A 19,607-nucleotide genomic window follows, 5' to 3' on the forward strand; every position below is an offset into this window, starting at 1 on the left:
CGGCCCTGTGCGTTGTCCTAGACTCACCGGCATGTCCGGCCACGACCTGTTCTGTCAGCCCCGCCGCGCCCGTCACAGGGCGGCGCTGGCGCTGGTCTTCGCGAGCGTCCTCGTCACCGGCGCCGCGGCCGGCTCGTTCGACGCGTCCGCGCGGAAGAACATCTCCGCGGAGCCGACGATCCCGGCCGGTCACGAAGAGGGCGTCACCGAGGCGGCCGCGCGGGCGATGGCCGACGGCAAGTCCCCCATGGAGGCCGCGGAACGCGCTGTCAGCCGCAGCGGCGACCGTTGGGCGGCCGTCTACTCCCGGGGCGAGTACGAGGAGTTCGAGGAAGCCCTCGACGGCCAGTACACCGGGGTGGGACTGTCGGCCCGGCAGCAGCGTGACGGCCGGATCGAGGTGACCGAGGTGCAGTCCGGCTCGCCCGCGTCCGACGCCGGGATCCAGGCGGGCGACCATCTGCGCAGCGTCGACGGCGAGGACGTCGTAGGCATGCCCGTCCCCGAGGTCGTCTCCTTGCTGCGCGGCGACGCCGAAGGCGCGGACACCGGCACCCGGGTCCGGATCGGCCTGCAGCGCGGCACCCGCACCTGGAGCGAGGTACTGCGCCGGGCCCGGCTGTCCACGGACCCGGTGACCGTGCACCGGCTCGCCGGCGGCGCCGCCGTGATCAGGGTCGCCGCCTTCACCAAGGGCTCCGGTGACCGGGTGCGCGAGGTGGTCGCCGCCGTGCCGAGGGGTGACGGGATCATCCTGGACCTGCGCGGCAACTCCGGCGGTCTGGTCGCCGAAGCCGTCACCGCCGCGTCGGCCTTCCTCGACGGGGGGCTCGTGGCGACGTACGACGTCGACGGCGAGCAGCGGTCCCTGCACGCCGCTCCCGGCGGGGACACCGGCAGAGCCGTGGTCGTGCTCGTCGACAGTGGCACGATGAGCGCGGCCGAACTGCTCACCGGTGCCCTCCAGGACCGCGGCAGGGCCGTCGTCCTGGGCACCCGAACCTTCGGCAAGGGCTCGGTCCAGATGCCGAGCAGCCTCCCGGACGGCGCCGTCGCCGAACTGACCGTCGGGCACTACCGCACCCCCTCGGGCCACAGCGTCGACGGTCACGGCATCACCCCGGACCTTCAGGTCGACGACGACGTCCTGGCGCGGGCCGAGACGGTGCTCAGCGGCCTGGGCGGCGCCTCCTAGGAGACCGCCGACCGCCTCGCGGTCTCCGATAATCGGCTTCCCGTACACCCCCTCTCCAGTGCGAAAATGGCGGCACTATGGCTAAGGAAAAAGGGCGCAAGCTGATCGCGCAGAACAAGAAGGCGCGGCACGACTACCTCATCATCGACACCTACGAGGCAGGGCTGGTCCTCATGGGGACCGAGGTGAAGTCGCTGCGTCAGGGGCGAGCCTCGCTGGTCGACGGCTTCGTGCAACTGGACGGTCACGAAGCGTGGCTGCACAACGTGCACGTACCCGAGTACAGCCAGGGCACCTGGACCAACCACAGCGCCCGCCGCAAGCGGAAGCTGCTGTTGCACCGCGAGGAGATCGACAAGCTGGAGTCCAAGTCGCAGGAGACGGGCCACACGATCGTGCCCCTCGCCCTGTACTTCAAGGACGGCCGCGCCAAGATCGAGATCGCGCTGGCGAAGGGCAAGAAGGAGTACGACAAGCGGCAGACACTCCGCGAGAAGCAGGACCGTCGCGAGGCGGACCGGGCGATCTCGGCGGCCCGCCGCAGGCAGCGCGCCTGACGGAGGGAATACGCTGGCACCCGCGTACGTTGGTCACGTACGATGGCATCGCACCTCACAGAGGGTGCGGTCCCTCCCCGGAGGGCTGTTTGAAAAATCAACATGGGGATGATCGGTTTCGACAGCGGTTGTCGAAGCAGGGGAAGCGTGTCGAGGAAGCGGCCATGATCTCGTAAACCACAGGCCGAAACAAATAATCGCCAACACCAAGCGCGATTCCTCCCAGCAGGCCTTCGCCCTCGCTGCCTGATAGGCAGCGCGAGCGAGCCTCCTACTAAAGGGAGTGTCAGCCCGGGGCTGTTCCCGACCCGGATCCTGGCATCAGCTAGGGGACTAAACCTTGATCCCGGTCACGGGGTGAAGAGGGAAATCAAACAGTGACTGAGCCCGTCGGAGACTTGTCCGCGTGATCTCCGGGGCTGAGAAAATCGAAGCGGACTGCACACGGAGAAGCCCTGGTTCCGCACCGTTGGACGCGGGTTCGATTCCCGCCATCTCCACGATCGGGGAGGTTTCCGGACCTCTCAACCCATGTCGACAAAGGCCCCGCTGCTTTCGAGCAGCGGGGCCTTTGTCGTTCCCGCGCGGGCCGGCACCAGGCGCCTGATGTCACGGCTACGGGTGGCGTACGGCGGCCTTGCGTACGCTTCCGTGCCCGGAGAGTGCGAAGTCATTGCCGGTTCGGTGAGTTTCGAACATTAATGCGAAGTGTGAAGTAGCTGGCATATAGCGGTAGTTGCGGAGATACGATCAATGTCCGCGCTGAACGCGCCCTCCTTCCGCAGAACGCTCCGGGCCCCATGCCTTCGGGGTCCGGTCCGAGCCTGAAAACGGTAGTCGCCGGGAACTCGGCAGCCTCAGCGGTGCGCCGCTGGGTCAGGGTCATCGTGGCGACCAACGTGAGGTCGGTCGCTGTGCCCGCGAGAGCAGGGCGGCGCATCCCGGAATCGATGTGCTTCGACGGGCGTCGGCCAAAGCCACGGCTGTGGAGCATGCCCGACGGGGATGGATTCCGGCCATCGACGCGGACCTCATGAAGCCCGGACGCAAATGCCACGAAGATCCATAAACAAGACATGTGAACACGAGTCACCCACATGCGCTACATTCCTAACACGAGCAAGGTCGGGTAGGGGGCGCTCGGACCAGGTGGGGGCCTGGCCCGGCCGACAGGTGCTCGAAGTCGTCAGCAGCGCACCCGGTACTGTCCCGTGGGGGGATGTGCGCACGTGAAAAAATGGCGGGAAGACGCCCAACCCGAACGGCCCGGAGCTGTACCCGCGACCCGAGAGGTCGCGGTCGGAGGGCGAGACACACAGGTCTTGCCGGAAGCCGGAGGAGCCGAGGTCCTGCGCTCAGGTGTGGACTTACCGGATGCGGCCGAGATCGAGGTTCTGCCGAGATCGGTCGACACCCCCGCTCCCCGGGACCCCTGGGGTGCCTCCGCCGACCTCGGGAACACCCATGACCCGCACGAGGTGACCGTCCAACTCGAAGCCGTCGTAGGGCAGTCGGGGATCGGTCTCGGTCAGGCCCGCAACGGTGGTGCAGGCACAGGGGACGGCGCCGACGGGCCCGTCTTCGTCGACGCGTCGGGCCGCCGCAGCCGCCGGTTCCGCCGGATCGGCATGGCCGTCGCCGTCGCCTGCGCGGTGTACGCCGCCGTCATCGTGGCCACACTCATGTCGGGCAACTCCAACGCGCCCTGGCTGCCGGTCCCGGGCCAGCGCGACGACGCGCCGGCCAGCCGGGTCGACGCCTCGCCGCTGCCGCCGGACCCGCCGGACCCCGCGCAGCCGTCCGCACCGGGCAGGGCCGCTCCGCGGACGGGTGCCTCGGCGAGCGACGGTACGGCGCCGTCACCGCGCGCCGGCGCCGATGTGCCCAGCGCGTCCACGAGCCCCGATCGGCCGGGCACGTCCGCCGACCCCAAGCCGTCCGCGACCCAGACAACCAAGAAGCCGGGGTCTGGAGGGACCGTGCCGAGCCGGCGCCCGTCGGCATCCGCCTCTCCCACACCCGACCCCAGCCCCACGGGCGGCGTCGAGCCGACGGGTGACCCGTCGCCGACCCCACCAGGTGGCAGCCCCGACCCGACCACCGGCACGGTGGCCGACGGCCCGAACACCCCGATGCCCGTCACCGGGGGACCGTCCTCGCCATCCTCGCCCCCGGCGCGCGTGCTGTGACGGCGTCCCGCACCCGCCGTCCCCGGGCCACCGCGACCGGAGCCCCCGGCGGCTCCCGGCGTCGCCGCTCCATGCGCCTGCTGCTGCCCATGCTCGTCCTGGTCGCCCTCATGGTCATGCTGATGCTGCGCGGCTTCGTGCACAGCGAGATCATGGCCGACCACCGCGTCCAGCCCGAGGCCTCCGCCGACCAGGTGCCGGAGAAGATCCTGAAAGGCGGCCCGGTCATCGACACCCGCGGCGGACGCGCCACCAGTCTGCGCGTGCCCGACCGCCGCCTGGTCCTCACCTTCGACGACGGCCCCGATCCGACCTGGACCCCGAAGGTCCTGGACGTGCTCAAGAAACACCACGCCCACGCGGTCTTCTTCGTCACCGGCACCATGGCCTCGCGCTACCCGGACCTCGTCGACCGCATGGTGCGGGAGGGACACGAAGTCGGCCTGCACACCTTCAACCACCCCGACCTCTCCTACCAGTCCGACCGGCGCATCGACTGGCAACTGTCCACGAACCAGCTCGCGATCAGCGGCGCGGCCGGTATCCGCACGTCCCTCTTCCGGCCGCCGTACTCCTCCTTCGCCGACGCCATGGACGACAAGTCCTGGCCGGTGACCGAGTACATCGGTACCCACGGCTACATCACCGTCGTCAACGACACCGACAGCGAGGACTGGAAGAAGCCCGGCGTCGACGAGATCATCCGCCGCGCCACACCGCGCCACGGCAAGGGCGCGATCGTCCTGATGCACGACTCGGGCGGCGACCGCCACCAGACCGTGCAGGCGCTGGACCGGTTCCTGCCCGGACTCCAGGGCCAGGGCTACGAGTTCCAGAACCTCACCGAGGCGCTCGGCGCGCCCAGCGCACTCACCCCGGTCACCGGCCCCGACCTGTGGAAGGGCAAGGCCTGGATCTTCCTGGTCCGGGCCTCGGACGGCATCACCGGCGCCCTGGTCGTCTGCCTCGCCGTGATCGGGACCCTGGTCATCGGCCGCTTCGTCCTGATGCTGCTCCTGTCCGGCGCCCACGCGCGCAGAGTGCGGCGCCGCGGCTTCAGCTGGGGACCACCGGTCACCGAACCGGTCTCGGTACTGGTGCCGGCGTTCAACGAGGCCAAGTGCATCGAGAACACGGTCCGTTCACTGATGGCGAGCGAACACCCCATCGAGGTGATCGTCATCGACGACGGCTCGACGGACGGCACGGCCCGCATCGTGGAGGCCATGGACCTGCCGGGTGTCCGGGTGATACGCCAGCACAACGCGGGCAAGCCCGCCGCGCTCAACCGGGGCCTGGCGAACGCCCGTTACGACCTGATCGTGATGATGGACGGCGACACGGTCTTCGAACCGGCGACCGTCCGTGAACTCGTCCAGCCCTTCGGTGACCCGCGGGTCGGCGCCGTCGCCGGCAACGCCAAGGTCGGCAACCGGGACGCCATGATCGGTGCCTGGCAGCACATCGAGTACGTGATGGGCTTCAACCTCGACCGCCGTATGTACGACATCCTGCGCTGCATGCCGACGATCCCCGGCGCGGTCGGGGCCTTCCGGCGCTCGGCCCTGGAGCGGGTCGGCGGCATGAGCGAGGACACGCTCGCCGAGGACACCGACATCACCATGGCGATGCACCGCGACGGCTGGCGGGTGGTGTACGCGGAGAAGGCCCGCGCCTGGACGGAGGCCCCGGAGTCGGTCCAGCAGTTGTGGTCCCAGCGCTACCGCTGGTCGTACGGCACGATGCAGGCGATCTGGAAGCACCGTCGCGCGCTCGTGGAACGCGGCCCCTCGGGCCGCTTCGGCCGGGTCGGACTGCCCCTGGTGTCGCTGTTCATGGTGCTGGCCCCACTGCTGGCGCCCCTCATCGACATCTTCCTGCTGTACGGCGTGGTCTTCGGTCCCACGCAGAAGACGATCGTGGCGTGGCTGGGCGTCCTGGCGATCCAGGCGTTCTGCGCGGCCTACGCCTTCCGACTCGACCGCGAGCGCATGACCCATCTCATCTCGCTGCCCCTGCAGCAGATCCTCTACCGCCAACTCATGTACGTTGTACTGCTTCAGTCCTGGATCACGGCACTGACCGGCGGCCGACTGCGCTGGCAGAAGCTGCGGCGCACGGGTGTCGTCGAGGCGCCCGGCGGCCCGGCGTCGCACCAGCGGACGCGTAACGGCAGTGATCGGAGGCCTGTGGCATGACCCATGGATACACGACCGGCACGGGCCCGGGACCGGAGCAGACGCCCTCGCTCGATATCCCGCAGCAGCGGACGGCGCAGCCGGCGCCCGCCGCGCGGAAACCGGGCAGGGACCGCTATCTGGATCTCCTGCGCTCGATCGCCCTGGTCCGCGTGGTCGCCTACCACCTGTTCGGCTGGGCGTGGCTGTCGGTGCTGTTCCCGTCGATGGGCGTGATGTTCGCGCTCGCCGGATCGCTGATGGCACGTTCCCTCGAACGCCCGGCGCTGAGCGTGATCAAGAGCCGGGTGCGCAGGCTGCTGCCTCCGCTGTGGGCCTTCGGCGCCCTGGTGCTGGCCATGTTGTTCGGGGACGGCTGGAATCCGGTGAAGGACCCGGACAACGGCGGCACCTGGGGACTGGTCAAGCTGATCGACTACGTCATCCCGATCGGCGCCCCGCCGTACCCCTGGCATGCCGGCACCATGTCCGGCCTCCTGGATGACACCTGGGCGGACCAGGCGGCGGGCCCTCTGTGGTACCTGCGCGCCTACCTCTGGTTCGTGGTGGCCTCCCCCCTGCTCCTGTGGGCGTTCCGCCGGGCCCCGTGGCCGACGCTGCTGGCACCGCTGGGGCTGACGGCGATCGTCGGCACCGGTCTGGTGTCCATCCCCGGTGAAACGGGCAACGCGGTCACGGACTTCGCCGTCTACGGCAGTTGCTGGGTCCTGGGATTCGCCCACCACGAGGGCATGTTGGCGAAGGTCCCGCGCTACGCCGCCGTCTCCTGCTCGGCGCTCGTGATGGCCTTCGGCCTGTGGTGGGCGTCGGGTCATCTGGGCCCCGACGGCTGGGACCTCAACGACATCCCGCTGGCGCAGGCGACCTGGTCCTTCGGATTCGTGGTGATCCTTCTCCAGTACTCCCCGTCGTGGCGGGAACTACCGGGCTCCCTGCGCAGGTGGGACAAGCTGATCACGCTGTCCAACAACCGCGCGGTCACGATCTACCTGTGGCACAACCTGCTGATCATGGCCACGGTCCCGATCATCGACCAGGCGTACAACCTGCCGTTCATGCAGAGCGATCGCGCATCGTCCGCGCTCGACTCGACGTACATGATGTGGATGTTCTTCCTGGTCTGGCCGTTGATCGGCCTGGCGATCGTCGCCTTCGGCTGGATCGAGGACTTCGCGGCGAAGCGGAGTCCGCGGCTGTGGCCGAACGGCTCGAAACGGGGCCGCTCCAAGGCCCGAGACGGGGTGCACGTGACCCAGGGCTGACGCACGGGGCCTTCCGCAGGGGTGTGGGGGCGGGCACTGTAGGGATACGAATCCCTTAGCGCCACCCTTTCGTGGACCTCACCGGCCGTCGCTCTCGCGGCGGCAACTCCAAGGCGGTGACAGGAACATGGCATTGGGCTCCCCCACGGCCCCTTACGATTTCCGATTCGACTCCGGGCGGATCTGCCTGGACTTGCTGGCGACTGCGCATCCGGGAGAACGGCTCGACTCATTGGACCGGCTGCGGGCATGGATCACCGGGGCCGCGCTGGTCCCGGCGGGCACGCCGCTGTCCGGCGTGGACCCGGGATGGCTGCCGGCCTTCCGTGAACTACGCGGGCACATCGGGCAGTTGGTGCACGGAGAACTGGAAGGACGCCCCGCGGACGCCGCGTTGACGCGGGTCAACGCGGTGGCACGGGGCGCGCCTCCCGCACCCTGCGCGGTCCGTGGCGCGGACGGCGGGCTGATACGGCGCATGCGCCCGCTGCCGGGGCACGAGGAACTGCTGGCCGTGGTGGCCCGCGACGCGATCGAGTTGCTGACGGATCCCGTGGCCCGGTCCGGTCTGCGGCAGTGCGAGGGCGACAACTGCCCCCTCGTCTACCTGGACACGTCCCGCGGCGGGCGCCGCCGCTGGTGCTCCAGCGAGGTGTGCGGCAACCGAGAGCGGGTGGCCCGCCACCGGCGTCGGGCGGCACTGGCCCGAGCCTGAGAGCCCTTGACTGACGCTCCCGGCCCGAGAATTCACGGTCGCGCTTTGAACACGGCGGACTCCCTGTGCGTACCCGGATGTGACCGACCGACTGGGGTGACCCCCGGACACCGGAGGTAGGGGTGCGCAAGGATTCCGCCGTGGCTGACGGACACAGGCCAAGGGCCCGACATCGCATGACCTCGTCCTCGGCGGCCTCGTCGAGCGGGCCCGACGAGGAGCTGATGCGCGCCCTGTACCAGGAACACGCGGGCCCCTTGCTCGCCTACGTGCTGCGGCTGGTCGCCGGCGACCGGCAGCGCGCCGAGGACGTCGTGCAGGAGACGCTCATCCGTGCCTGGAAGAACGCCGACCGGCTCGACCGAGCGACCGGTTCGGTACGCCCCTGGCTGGTGACGGTCGCCCGGCGCATCGTCATCGACGGCCACCGCAGTCGGCAGGCCCGGCCTCAGGAGGTCGACCCGTCGCCGCTGGAGGTCATACCCGCGGAGGACGAGATCGACAAGGCGTTATGGCTGATGACACTGTCGGACGCGCTGGACGACCTGACGCCGGCTCACCGGGAGGCCCTGGTCGAGACGTACTTCAAAGGGCGTACGGTCAACGAGGCGGCCCAGACGCTCGGTATCCCCAGCGGAACGGTGCGCTCCAGGGTGTTCTACGCCCTGCGGTCGATGAAGCTCGCGCTGGAGGAGCGGGGGGTGACGGCATGAGCGATACGCACGGAGGATTCGGCACCGGTGGCCCGGGAGCCGTACGGGGTCCACAGGGCCAGGGCGGCATCCACGAGACCGTCGGCGCCTACGCCCTCGGCATCCTGGACGACGCCGAGGCGACGGCCTTCGAGGCGCACCTCGCCACCTGCGACTGGTGCGCCCGGCAACTCGACGACCTCGCGGGCACGGAGCCGATGCTGGCCGCGCTCGCGGACCTGCCCGGCAACCAGGGCAGCCCGGCCGTCGGCGAGTCCCTGTCCGCGAAGCCCGGCCCACAGTTGGTCGAGCGGCTGGTCGGCGAGGTCTCCGAGCGGCGCGCCCGAAAGCGCAGGCGCGGCTTCTACCTCGTGGCGGCCGCGGCCGCGCTGATCATCGGCGGTCCGCTCACCGTACTGGCGGTGAACGGCGGCGGCAGCGGCGGCACCGACCCGATGGCCGCCGGCCCCGCCAAGGAGGCCTTCCAGGTCATGACCGACAAACACGCGGCGACCGACCCCAACACCAAGGTCAACGCCGTCGTCGCGATGGAGGCCAGGGACTGGGGCACCCACGCCGTTCTCCAGCTGAAGAACGTCAAGGGCCCGCTCAAGTGCTCCCTGATCGCGGTCGGCAAGAACGGCGAGCGGGAGACGGTCACCTCCTGGGCCGTCCCGAAGTGGGGCTACGGACTCCCGAACACCACCAGCGAAGAGGCGAAGAGCCCCCTCTACGTACATGGCGCTGCCGCCTTCACCCCGAACCAGATCGACCACTTCGAGGTCATGACGTTCGACGGGAAACGGCTGGTGGAAGTGAACGCGTAGGCGTTCGCCGACCTGCCCGGGCACCTTCCTCGGCATACGGACGGACATGTCGCACTCCGACGTGTGCCGGGGCCCGGACACACGTGCGTAGCCTCCCCGGGCTCCCTTCGCGTACGGTAGACGGCTGCCCAGCACGTAAGAAGGGGGCCCGGTGGCCGCTCAGGTTCAACAGGAAACCGCGCTCGGCCCGGTCGGCAAGTCCGCGCAGGACTCGCTCCGCGACCGGGAGATCAGCGTCGAACAGGAACACCTGGACCGGGTGTACCGGCGCCTCGAGGAGAAGATCCACGAGGCGGAGTTCCTGCTGAGCGACGCGGCCAAGCGCGGCCAGGTCGGTACCCCCGGGGCGCTCGCCGAGCGCGACGCGCAGGTCTTCCGGGCGGGCATCCACCTCAACCGGCTCAACAACGAGTTCGAGGACTTCCTCTTCGGCCGGATCGACCTGCTGCTCGGCAAGGACGGCAAAAAGGGTCCCGACGGTGCGTACACGGCCGTCGAGCCCGCCGAGGGCGCGGTGCGCCCCGACAACACCGCCGACATCGCCGAGACCCTGCACATCGGTCGCATCGGCGTCCTCGACGAGGACTACGCGCCGCTGGTCATCGACTGGCGTGCGCCCGCCGCGGCCCCCTTCTACCGCTCCACGCCGGTCGACCCCGGGCGAGTCGTCCGCCGCCGGGTCATCCGCTCCAAGGGGCGCAGGGTCCTCGGTGTCGAGGACGACCTGATGCGCCCCGAGCTGAAGGCGACCCTCGACGGCCGCGAGCTGCCGGTGATCGGCGACGGCGCCCTGATGGCCGCCCTCGGCCAGGCGCGCACCCACACCATGCGCGACATCGTGGCGTCGATCCAGGCCGAGCAGGACCTCGTGATCCGCGCCCCCGCCGCCTCCGTGACCTACGTCGAGGGCGGCCCCGGCACCGGCAAGACGGCCGTGGCCCTGCACCGGGCCGCATACCTCCTCTACCAGGACCGGCGCAGATACGCGGGCGGCATCCTGATCGTCTCGCCCACCCCGCTGCTGGTGGCGTACACGGAGGGCGTGCTGCCGTCCCTCGGCGAGGAAGGGCAGGTCGCCATCCGCGCCGTCGGCTCGCTCGTCGACGGCGCCCAGGCCACCCTGTACGACTCCCCGTCGGTGGCCCGCGCCAAGGGCTCGTACCGCATGCTCAAGGTGGTACGGAAGGCGGCGCGCGGAGCCCTGGAGCGCAGCGGCACGCCGACCCGGCTCAGGGTCGTCGCCTTCGGCCGCCGCCTCGAACTGGAGGCCGGCGAACTGGAGCGCATCCGGCGCACCGCCCTGAGCGGCACCGCCCCGGTGAACCTGCTGCGCCCGCGCGCCCGCAAGCTGCTCCTGGACGCCCTGTGGACGCAGTCCGGCGCGGCCGGCCGGCACTCCGACCCCGAACTGGCCGCCGAGCTGCGCTCCTCCTTCGACGAGGACGTCACCTCCGAGGACTCCTTCCTCACGTTCCTGGACGCCTGGTGGCCAGAGCTGACCCCGCGGGCCGTCCTGGACGCGATGGCCGACGAGAAGCGGCTGGGCCGTTGGGCCCGGCGGATCTTCACTCCCGGCGAGGTGCGCAGGGTCGCGCGTTCCCTGAAGCGGGACGGGCTGTCCGTGCACGACGTGGCCGTGCTGGACGAACTCCAGGCTGTCCTCGGTCTGCCCGCCCGCCCGAAGAAGAAGCGTGAGCTGGACCCGCTCGACCAGCTGACCGGGCTCGAGGAGCTGATGCCCGTACGCGAGGAGTCGCAGCGTGAGCGCGCCGAGCGGCTCGCCCAGGAGCGGACCGAGTACGCGCATGTGATCGTCGACGAGGCGCAGGACCTCACGCCGATGCAGTGGCGGATGATCGGGCGCCGCGGCCGGCACGCCACCTGGACGGTGGTCGGCGACCCGGCCCAGTCGTCCTGGTCCGACCCGGACGAGGCGGCCGAGGCACGCGACGAGGCCCTGGGCACGCGTCCGCGCCGCCGTTTCACGCTCACGGTCAACTACCGCAACCCCGCCGAGATCGCCGAGCTGGCGTCGAAGGTGCTGGCGCTCGCCATGCCCGGCTCTCAGGCCCCCTCCGCCGTCCGCTCCACGGGCGTCGAGCCGCGCTTCTCGGTCGTGGCGGACACGCTGGGCAAGACCGTCCGCGAGGAGGCCGCCAGGCTGCTCGATCTGGTGGACGGCACGGTCGGGGTCGTCGTCGCGATGAACCGGCGCGAGGAGGCGAGCCGCTGGCTGGCCGGCCTCGGTGACCGGGTCGTGGCGCTCGGCAGCCTGGAGGCCAAGGGCCTGGAGTACGACGCGACGATCGTCGTCTCGCCCGCGGAGATCGCCGACGAGAGCCCCGCGGGCCTGCGGGTGCTGTACGTGGCGCTGACTCGGGCGACACAGCAGTTGACGGTCGTCTCGGGCGAGCGGGACGAGCCGGACGCGGCCGGGGTGCCGGACCTGCTGCGGGACTGATCCGTACTGTGCCGGGAGGATGAACTCCCGGCACGGGAATGGCCTTGCGGCATCTGTTTGTTAGCCTGGAGGTGGCACCGGCCCGATCCAAGCCCCCGGGCCCAACCTTTGTCGCTTCGAGCGACCACTTGCCGCGAGGCGAGCATGGCGGGTCGGTGTCACTGAAGCCATTACCGAACGTCCGAGGTCCGCGTCATCTGTGACGCGGACCTCTTGCGTTGCTGCCGTGTCCTCTGCTGTCGCGCGGTTTGTTCTCGTATGGTGGAAGTCGCTTTCCGAAAGCGCGTGGTCAATGGCGAACACAACGTTCGCAATCCGGCGCGGTTACCACGTACTCCTCGGTAGGTGCGACGATCGGACCACAATCCGCGACACGGTGAAAGCAGAGGAAGTCGGCCATGGCAACGGCGCCCAGCGTCTCCTACTCGATGACGGTCCGGCTGGAGGTGCCCGCGAGCGGAACCGCGGTCTCCCAGCTCACCACGGCCGTGGAGTCCTCCGGAGGCTCGGTGACCGGTCTCGACGTCACCGCGTCCGGCCACGAGAAGCTTCGTATCGACGTCACCATCGCCGCCACCTCGACCGCCCACGCGCAGGAGATCGTCGAGAAGCTCCGCGGCATCGAGGGCGTCACCCTGGGCAAGGTCTCGGACCGTACGTTCCTCATGCACCTCGGCGGCAAGATCGAGATGCAGTCCAAGCACCCCATCCGCAACCGTGACGACCTTTCCATGGTCTACACGCCGGGTGTGGCACGCGTGTGCATGGCGATCGCGGAGAACCCCGAGGACGCCCGTCGTCTGACGATCAAGCGCAACTCCGTTGCGGTCGTGACGGACGGTTCCGCGGTGCTCGGCCTCGGTAACATCGGCCCGAAGGCCGCGCTGCCCGTCATGGAGGGCAAGGCGGCCCTCTTCAAGCGCTTCGCCGGCATCGACGCCTGGCCGATCTGCCTCGACACCCAGGACACCGACGCCATCGTCGAGATCGTCAAGGCGATCGCCCCCGGCTTCGCGGGCATCAACCTGGAGGACATCTCCGCCCCCCGCTGCTTCGAGATCGAGGCGCGGCTGCGCGAGGCCCTGGACATCCCCGTCTTCCACGACGACCAGCACGGCACCGCGATCGTGGTCCTCGCCGCCCTCACCAACGCACTGCGTGTGGTCGGCAAGGCGATCGACGGCGTGCGCGTCGTCATGTCGGGCGCCGGCGCGGCCGGTACGGCCATCCTCAAGCTGCTGCTCGCGGCGGGCGTGAAGAACGCCGTCGTCGCCGACATCCACGGCGTCGTCCACGCCGGGCGCGAGGACCTGGTGGACGCCGCCGCGGACTCGCCGCTGCGCTGGATCGCCGACAACACCAACCCCGAGGGCCTCAGCGGCACGCTGAAGGAGGCCACGCGTGGCGCCGACGTCTTCATCGGCGTCTCCGCCCCGAACGTGCTCGACGGCGCCGACGTCGCCGCCATGGCCGAGGGCGCGATCGTGTTCGCGCTCGCGAACCCCGACCCCGAGGTCGACCCCGCGATCGCCCGTCAGACGGCGGCCGTCGTGGCCACCGGCCGTTCCGACTTCCCGAACCAGATCAACAACGTCCTGGTCTTCCCGGGTGTCTTCCGCGGTTTGCTGGACGCGCAGTCCCGCACGGTCAACACGGACATGATGCTGGCCGCCGCGAGTGCCCTCGCGGGTGTGGTGAGCGAGGACGAGCTGAACCCGAACTACATCATTCCGAGCGTCTTCAACGACAAGGTCGCGGGCGCGGTCGCCGGAGCGGTGCGCGCCGCGGCGAAGGCGGCGACAGAGCCGGTCACCCGGTAAGGACCACCGGCGGCGCCCCTGCCTGGCCGCCGCCCCCAGGGCCCCGGCTGCGTTCTGTGACCATTGCCACGGTGGCCTGGCCCGGCGCGTCGCGGCGCCCGGGACACCGGGCCGCCCTAGGGTGGCGGCCAGGCTCGGACCCCATAAGCCCTGCGGTCCGTGGCCACGGGTGGACGGAGCGTCACCAAACATGAGGCAGTGGCGCTCTCCGTGTGACTCCCACGGGTGTTCTCGTGACTCCCACGGGTGTTCTCACGGGCTGCTGCGGGTGCCGGATTGGCTTTCCCGCCGCAGGTGGGGGCAGGATGCGTCTTCGGGCGCGAGGGTCTGACGACGGACCCGGGTCCGGGACCTCATCGAGGACCCTGGCAGCATCGGCTTCGCCGTGCCCCTCATGCGGCTCCGCCGCGTGGCACGCCTCAACGGCAAGAAGAACACGGGAGTAACAACATGAACCGCAGTGAGCTGGTGGCCGCGCTGGCCGACCGCGCCGAGGTGACCCGCAAGGACGCCGACGCCGTGCTGGCCGCGTTCGCCGAGACCGTCGGCGAGATCGTCGCCAAGGGCGACGAGAAGGTCACCATCCCCGGCTTCCTGACCTTCGAGCGCACCCACCGTGCCGCTCGCACCGCGCGCAACCCGCAGACCGGCGACCCCATCCAGATCCCGGCCGGCTACAGCGTGAAGGTCTCCGCGGGCTCCAAGCTCAAGGAAGCCGCGAAGGGCAAGTGATCTTGCCGTCGTACGCCACGCGACGGCGTACGAGGCCGTACCCGGCACGGGAACGGCGTAACGAGGCCCGGTGACGCCCCTCTGGACGGCGTACGGGCCAGGTAAGGCCAAAGGGGCGGTCACCCGAATCGGGTGACCGCCCCTCGCGTGCGTACGGCGACCGCCGTCAGCCGAGTGCCTTGTTGGGCAGTTCGACCTTCGCCCCCAGCTCCACCAGCTTCTCCATGAAGTTCTCGTAGCCGCGGTTGATCAGGTCTATGCCGTGGACACGGGACGTGCCCTGTGCCGCCAGTGCCGCGATCAGGTACGAGAAGCCGCCGCGGAGGTCGGGGATGACCAGGTCCGCCCCCTGGAGCCTGGTCGGGCCGGAAACGACGGCGGAGTGGAGGAAATTGCGCTGCCCGAAGCGGCAGTCGGAGCCGCCGAGGCACTCGCGGTAGAGCTGGATGTGCGCGCCCATCTGGTTGAGCGCGGAAGTGAAGCCGAGGCGGGACTCGTAGACCGTCTCGTGGATGATCGACAGGCCCGTGGCCTGCGTCAGGGCGACCACCAGCGGCTGCTGCCAGTCCGTCTGGAAGCCCGGGTGCACGTCCGTCTCCAGCGCGATGGACTTCAGCTCGCCGCCGGGGTGCCAGAAGCGGATGCCCTCGTCGTCGATCTCGAACGCGCCACCCACCTTCCGGTAGGTGTTCAGGAACGTCATCATCGACCGCTGCTGGGCGCCGCGGACGTAGATGTTGCCCTCGGTCGCCAGCGCGGCGGACGCCCAGGAGGCCGCCTCCAGGCGGTCCGGGAGGGCGCGGTGGGTGTAGCCGCCCAGCTTGTCCACACCGGTGATGCGGATCGTGCGGTCGGTGTCCATCGCGATGATCGCGCCCATCTTCTGCAGAACGCAGATGAGGTCCTCGATCTCCGGTTCCACGGCCGCGTTCGACAGCTCGGTGACGCCCTCGGCCAGCACCGCCGTCAGCAGCACCTGCTCCGTCGCGCCGACGGACGGGTACGGCAGCCGGATCTTCGTGCCGCGCAGGCCCTTGGGGGCCTCGAGGTACTGGCCGTCCGCGCGCTTCTCGATGACCGCGCCGAACTGCCGCAGCACGTCGAAGTGGAAGTCGATCGGCCGGCCGCCGATGTCGCAGCCGCCGAGACCGGGGATGGAGGCGTGGCCGAGCCGGTGCAGCAGCGGGCCGCAGAACAGGATCGGGATCCGGGACGAACCGGCGTGGGCGTCGATGTCGGCGACGTTGGCGCTCTCGACGTGCGTCGGATCGAGCACCAGCTCGCCCGGCTCCTCGCCCGGACGTACCGTCACGCCGTGCAGTTGCAGCAGGCCGCGTACGACGCGCACATCGCGGATGTCGGGGACATTGCGCAGCCTGCTCGGCTCACTGCCCAGCAGAGCGGCGACCATGGCCTTCGGTACGAGGTTCTTCGCACCTCGGACACGGATTTCGCCCTCCAGCGGGGTTCCGCCGTGGACAAGCAGGACATCGTCGTTGACGGTCATGAATCTCGCGTTCCGTGGAGTTGGGCAGGGGGGCCGAAGACGTAAGCGTAATAGCCGCCTACCCGCCTCCCGTCAGCCCGGTGGGCCCGGGAACGTCATGGCTTTGCCACAACACGAACCGTTCGCGATCGGACACATGTGGTTACCGTCGCAGCGCCCGCGAAAACCCCTGCCGAGCCGCCCTGTGGCTCATAGCCGCATTCACCCGCGTACCCCGATTGCCTCCCCATTCGGAGGCAAGATGCGGGATCATGTCTGCCATGACCGAGGTGTCCTCGCTCACGGGGCGGCTGCTCGTGGCCACGCCCGCCCTGGCGGACCCGAACTTCGACCGCGCTGTGGTGCTCCTTCTCGACCACGACGAGGAGGGCTCGCTCGGTGTGGTCCTCAATCGCCCCACGCCCGTGGACGTGGGCGATGTCCTGGAGGGGTGGGCGGAGCTCGCGGGTGAGCCCGGCGTCGTCTTCCAGGGCGGACCGGTCTCGCTGGACTCGGCGCTCGGTGTCGCGGTAATTCCCGGCGGCGGTTCCGGAGAGGGCGCCCCACTCGGCTGGCGGCGGGTCCACGGAGCGATCGGCCTGGTCGATCTCGAGGCCCCACCCGAACTTCTCGCCCAGGCGCTGGGCTCGCTGCGCATCTTCGCCGGGTACGCCGGCTGGGGGCCCGGCCAGTTGGAGGACGAGCTGGTGGAGGGAGCGTGGTACGTCGTCGAGTCGGAGCCCGGCGACGTGTCGTCCCCGGTGCCGGAGCGGCTGTGGCGGGAGGTGCTGCGCCGTCAGCGCAGCGAGTTGGCGATGGTGGCGACTTACCCCGACGATCCTTCGCTCAATTGATGCCCGCGACCTTTCAGTACCCTTGGCGGTATGAGCACTCTTGAGCCCGAGCGCGGTACTGGTACGGGGACCCTCGTAGAGCCGACGCCACAGGTGTCGCACGGCGACGGCGACCACGAGCGCTTCGCCCACTACGTCCAGAAGGACAAGATCATGGCGAGCGCCCTGGACGGCACGCCCGTCGTGGCGCTGTGCGGCAAGGTGTGGGTCCCGGGGCGCGATCCGAAGAAGTACCCCGTGTGCCCCATGTGCAAGGAGATCTACGAGTCCATGAGTGGCGGGGACGAGGGCAAGGGCAAGGGCGGCGACAAGTAGCCGACCGGCCCGCCGCGCGACGACCGCTGGGCCCCCGGGACGTGTTACGACGCGTCCCGGGGGTTTTTGCGTCTCCTTCAGGTGCCCGCTCGTCGCGGCGGGTGCGTCGGCTGGTCATGAGAGTGGTCGGAGCCCTCTTGCCGACAGGTTCACATGGTCCATACCATCCGAATGCGTTGTGCAGGGCACAGTCATTGCACATCTGCAACGTCTTCGGGGGATGCTCCATGAAGCTGCTCGTCGCCGGATTCCTTCCCGCGCGCGTTCGGGCGGTGGGAATTCCCCCGTCGCTCCCTTGCGGCCTTCTCGTGGGGGGTCGTGCGGCCGGCGTCTGGGCGCTGATCGCGTTTCTCACGGCGTCGGCCGTGACGCGATTCCGCTTCCGTTTCCGGACCACCTTGTCGATTCATGTTTCCGAGGGTCCGGACGGGGCCCGTGGAATCTCCGCCGATTCCCTTCTTGTGGGGCCGTTCCCGGACGCTGGGGGACGCGTACGTCGACGGGGTGGGGCGCGCGTGATTTCCAGGACCGGGCGAAGCGGTGAAGGACCGAAAGGACTGACATGACGGACCTGATTCCCGAGCCCGGAGTTGTGACCGCATCCGGACCCGGTTTCTTCGACGTGACTCCCGCCACCGGGCTGGTCGCGGGCGACGGCACGGAACGGACCGAACGCTGGCTGCGCGCCACGCTGGGCGCGGCCACCGGCCTGCCCCTTCCGGCAGGTGAGGCGGACGACGGCGCCATCCGCCTCGCCATCGACCCGACAACCATCGGTGACCTGGGCGAAGAGGGCTACCGCATCACGGTCGCGCCGGCCGGCGTGCAACTGGTGGGCGGCGGTCCCGCGGGCCTCTTCTGGGGCGCGCAGACGCTACGGCAACTGCTCGGCCCCGACGCCTTCCGGCGTGCGCCCCTCCCGGGCCGGCAGTGGCGACTGCCACTGATTCGCATCGAGGACACACCCCGTTTCCGCTGGCGCGGTCTCATGCTCGATGTCGCCCGGCACTTCATGCCCAAGGAAGGAGTCCTGCGCCAACTGGATCTGATGGCCGCCCACAAACTCAACGTCTTCCACTTCCACCTCACCGACGACCAGGGCTGGCGCCTGGAGATCAGGCGGTACCCGAAGCTCACCGAGGTCGGATCCTGGCGGGCGCGCACGAAATTCGGGCACCGGGCCTCGCCGCTGTGGGAGGAGAAGCCGCACGGCGGTTTCTACACACAGGACGACATCCGCGAGATCGTCGCCTACGCGGCCGAGCGGCATATCACCGTGGTCCCCGAGATCGACATCCCCGGGCACAGCCAGGCGGCCATCGCCGCGTATCCGGAACTCGGCAACTCCGACGTCGTCGACACCGCCTCCCTCACGGTCTGGGACGACTGGGGCATCTCCCCGAACGTACTCGCCCCCACCGACAACACCCTGCGGTTCTACGAAGGGGTGTTCGAGGAAGTCCTGGAACTGTTCCCCTCGGCCTTCGTTCACGTCGGCGGCGACGAATGCGCCAAGGACCAGTGGCGGCGGTCCCCGGCCGCCCAGGCGCGCATCAGGGAACTGGGGCTCGCCGACGAGGACGAACTCCAGTCCTGGTTCATCCGGCACTTCGACGCGTGGCTCACCGCCCGCGGCCGTCGGCTCATCGGCTGGGACGAGATCCTTCAGGGCGGTCTGGCGCAGGGTGCGGCGGTGTCCTCCTGGCGCGGATACGAGGGTGGCATCACGGCCGCGCGGGCGGGACACGACGTCGTCATGTGCCCGGAGCAGCAGGTGTACCTGAACTTCCGTGAGGACGGCGGTGAGGACGAGCCGGTGCCCATCGGGTATGTGCGCACCCTGGAGGACGTCTACCGCTTCGAGCCGGTTCCGCCGCAGCTCACCGGGGACCTGGCGCGGCACGTACTCGGTACCCAGGCCAACGTCTGGACCGAGGTGATGGAGGATCACGGCCGCGTGGACTATCAGATGTTCCCCCGGCTCGCGGCCTTCGCCGAGGTCGCCTGGAGTGCCCTGCCCGCCCCCGCGGACCGTGACTTCATGGGCTTCGAACGACGGATGGCCGCCCATTACCGCCGACTTGACGCCCTGGGCGTCGCCTACCGGCCGCCCACGGGACCGCGACCGTGGCAGCGGCGGCCCGGCGTGCTCGGACGCCCGATCGAGGGTGCGCCCCCGAACGTGTGAGGCGGGAGCCGAGGTGCCTGCCGGGGTTCCGGCTGCCTGGAAACGTGACCTCACATGGGGAAAAGCCGTGCAAGGAACGCCGGGAAGCCTGAAGTCGCCTTCCAAGTCGAAGTCGC

At 69.8% G+C, this 19,607-nt stretch carries 15 protein-coding genes and 1 other RNA gene; 15 read left to right on the plus strand and 1 reads right to left on the minus strand.

Annotated elements, in window-relative coordinates:
- Positions 1–31: 31 nt before the first annotated feature.
- The 12 genes from ACWDEX_RS25455 (at position 32) to ACWDEX_RS25510 (ending at position 14,648) form a co-directional block, all read left to right on the plus strand.
- Entirely contained in the window at positions 32–1,195 is a 1,164-nt protein-coding gene (locus tag ACWDEX_RS25455) for a S41 family peptidase (protein ID WP_450466276.1), read from the plus strand.
- Positions 1,196–1,272: 77 nt separating this feature from the next.
- Complete coding sequence (smpB, locus tag ACWDEX_RS25460; protein ID WP_450466277.1) at positions 1,273–1,752, plus strand: SsrA-binding protein SmpB; 480 nt, start codon at positions 1,273–1,275, stop codon at positions 1,750–1,752.
- Between the two features lie 104 nt (positions 1,753–1,856).
- Positions 1,857–2,255, plus strand: a transfer-messenger RNA (tmRNA) gene (ssrA, locus tag ACWDEX_RS25465).
- Between the two features lie 858 nt (positions 2,256–3,113).
- Positions 3,114–3,941, plus strand: coding sequence for a hypothetical protein (locus ACWDEX_RS25470; RefSeq protein WP_450466279.1), 828 nt, complete (start codon positions 3,114–3,116; stop codon positions 3,939–3,941).
- A gap of 71 nt (positions 3,942–4,012) precedes the next feature.
- The gene (locus ACWDEX_RS25475) at positions 4,013–6,139 is read left to right on the plus strand and encodes a glycosyltransferase (protein WP_450466324.1); all 2,127 of its coding nucleotides are present in this window, start codon (positions 4,013–4,015) and stop codon (positions 6,137–6,139) included.
- Positions 6,136–7,401 (plus strand): acyltransferase family protein, encoded by a 1,266-nt coding sequence (locus tag ACWDEX_RS25480; protein ID WP_450466281.1) that lies wholly within the window; start codon positions 6,136–6,138, stop codon positions 7,399–7,401. The genes ACWDEX_RS25475 and ACWDEX_RS25480 overlap by 4 nt, the downstream gene beginning before the upstream one ends.
- 127 nt (positions 7,402–7,528) lie before the next feature.
- On the plus strand, positions 7,529–8,116 hold the full coding sequence (locus ACWDEX_RS25485; protein WP_450466283.1) for a CGNR zinc finger domain-containing protein: 588 nt from the start codon (positions 7,529–7,531) through the stop codon (positions 8,114–8,116).
- A gap of 176 nt (positions 8,117–8,292) precedes the next feature.
- The gene (locus ACWDEX_RS25490; protein WP_450466284.1) at positions 8,293–8,829 is read left to right on the plus strand and encodes a sigma-70 family RNA polymerase sigma factor; all 537 of its coding nucleotides are present in this window, start codon (positions 8,293–8,295) and stop codon (positions 8,827–8,829) included.
- Entirely contained in the window at positions 8,826–9,635 is an 810-nt protein-coding gene (locus ACWDEX_RS25495; protein ID WP_450466285.1) for a zf-HC2 domain-containing protein, read from the plus strand. Before ACWDEX_RS25490 ends, ACWDEX_RS25495 begins: the two co-directional genes overlap by 4 nt.
- Before the next feature lie 151 nt (positions 9,636–9,786).
- Entirely contained in the window at positions 9,787–12,096 is a 2,310-nt protein-coding gene (locus ACWDEX_RS25500; protein WP_450466287.1) for a HelD family protein, read from the plus strand.
- A gap of 398 nt (positions 12,097–12,494) precedes the next feature.
- Entirely contained in the window at positions 12,495–13,916 is a 1,422-nt protein-coding gene (locus ACWDEX_RS25505) for a malic enzyme-like NAD(P)-binding protein (protein WP_450466288.1), read from the plus strand.
- A gap of 450 nt (positions 13,917–14,366) precedes the next feature.
- Positions 14,367–14,648 carry an HU family DNA-binding protein gene (locus ACWDEX_RS25510; RefSeq protein WP_007382399.1) on the plus strand — a complete coding sequence of 94 codons (282 nt, stop codon included), beginning with the start codon at positions 14,367–14,369 and terminating at the stop codon, positions 14,646–14,648.
- 166 nt (positions 14,649–14,814) lie between these two features.
- Here the strand turns inward: ACWDEX_RS25510 and murA are convergent, their stop codons facing one another.
- Positions 14,815–16,155: a UDP-N-acetylglucosamine 1-carboxyvinyltransferase gene (gene murA / locus ACWDEX_RS25515; protein WP_450466289.1), complete on the minus strand. Its 1,341-nt coding sequence runs from the start codon at positions 16,153–16,155 to the stop codon at positions 14,815–14,817.
- A gap of 260 nt (positions 16,156–16,415) precedes the next feature.
- Here murA and ACWDEX_RS25520 point away from each other — a divergent pair, with 260 nt between their 5' ends.
- From ACWDEX_RS25520 to ACWDEX_RS25530, 3 genes are all read left to right on the plus strand, one after another.
- Positions 16,416–16,988 carry a YqgE/AlgH family protein gene (locus ACWDEX_RS25520; RefSeq protein WP_450466325.1) on the plus strand — a complete coding sequence of 191 codons (573 nt, stop codon included), beginning with the start codon at positions 16,416–16,418 and terminating at the stop codon, positions 16,986–16,988.
- A gap of 30 nt (positions 16,989–17,018) precedes the next feature.
- Positions 17,019–17,303: a DUF3039 domain-containing protein gene (locus tag ACWDEX_RS25525; RefSeq protein WP_450466290.1), complete on the plus strand. Its 285-nt coding sequence runs from the start codon at positions 17,019–17,021 to the stop codon at positions 17,301–17,303.
- A 562-nt stretch (positions 17,304–17,865) separates the two neighbouring features.
- Positions 17,866–19,491 (plus strand): beta-N-acetylhexosaminidase, encoded by a 1,626-nt coding sequence (locus ACWDEX_RS25530; protein WP_450466291.1) that lies wholly within the window; start codon positions 17,866–17,868, stop codon positions 19,489–19,491.
- The last annotated feature ends 116 nt before the right edge of the window (positions 19,492–19,607 follow it).

Source organism: Streptomyces sp. NPDC001020 (assembly GCF_053599115.1).

Excerpts from the sequence above, each read along its gene's own strand:
- murA (WP_450466289.1), bottom strand. The coding sequence starts at position 16,155 with ATGACCGTCAACGACGATGTCCTGCTTGTCCACGGCGGAACCCCGCTG.
- ACWDEX_RS25490 (WP_450466284.1), top strand. The coding sequence starts at position 8,293 with ATGACCTCGTCCTCGGCGGCCTCGTCGAGCGGGCCCGACGAGGAGCTG.
- ACWDEX_RS25525 (WP_450466290.1), top strand. The coding sequence starts at position 17,019 with ATGAGCACTCTTGAGCCCGAGCGCGGTACTGGTACGGGGACCCTCGTA.
- smpB (WP_450466277.1), top strand. The coding sequence starts at position 1,273 with ATGGCTAAGGAAAAAGGGCGCAAGCTGATCGCGCAGAACAAGAAGGCG.
- ACWDEX_RS25475 (WP_450466324.1), top strand. The coding sequence starts at position 4,013 with ATGCGCCTGCTGCTGCCCATGCTCGTCCTGGTCGCCCTCATGGTCATG.
- ACWDEX_RS25480 (WP_450466281.1), top strand. The coding sequence starts at position 6,136 with ATGACCCATGGATACACGACCGGCACGGGCCCGGGACCGGAGCAGACG.
- ACWDEX_RS25510 (WP_007382399.1), top strand. The coding sequence starts at position 14,367 with ATGAACCGCAGTGAGCTGGTGGCCGCGCTGGCCGACCGCGCCGAGGTG.
- ACWDEX_RS25495 (WP_450466285.1), top strand. The coding sequence starts at position 8,826 with ATGAGCGATACGCACGGAGGATTCGGCACCGGTGGCCCGGGAGCCGTA.
- ACWDEX_RS25485 (WP_450466283.1), top strand. The coding sequence starts at position 7,529 with ATGGCATTGGGCTCCCCCACGGCCCCTTACGATTTCCGATTCGACTCC.
- ACWDEX_RS25455 (WP_450466276.1), top strand. The coding sequence starts at position 32 with ATGTCCGGCCACGACCTGTTCTGTCAGCCCCGCCGCGCCCGTCACAGG.
- ACWDEX_RS25530 (WP_450466291.1), top strand. The coding sequence starts at position 17,866 with ATGACGGACCTGATTCCCGAGCCCGGAGTTGTGACCGCATCCGGACCC.
- ACWDEX_RS25520 (WP_450466325.1), top strand. The coding sequence starts at position 16,416 with ATGACCGAGGTGTCCTCGCTCACGGGGCGGCTGCTCGTGGCCACGCCC.
- ACWDEX_RS25505 (WP_450466288.1), top strand. The coding sequence starts at position 12,495 with ATGGCAACGGCGCCCAGCGTCTCCTACTCGATGACGGTCCGGCTGGAG.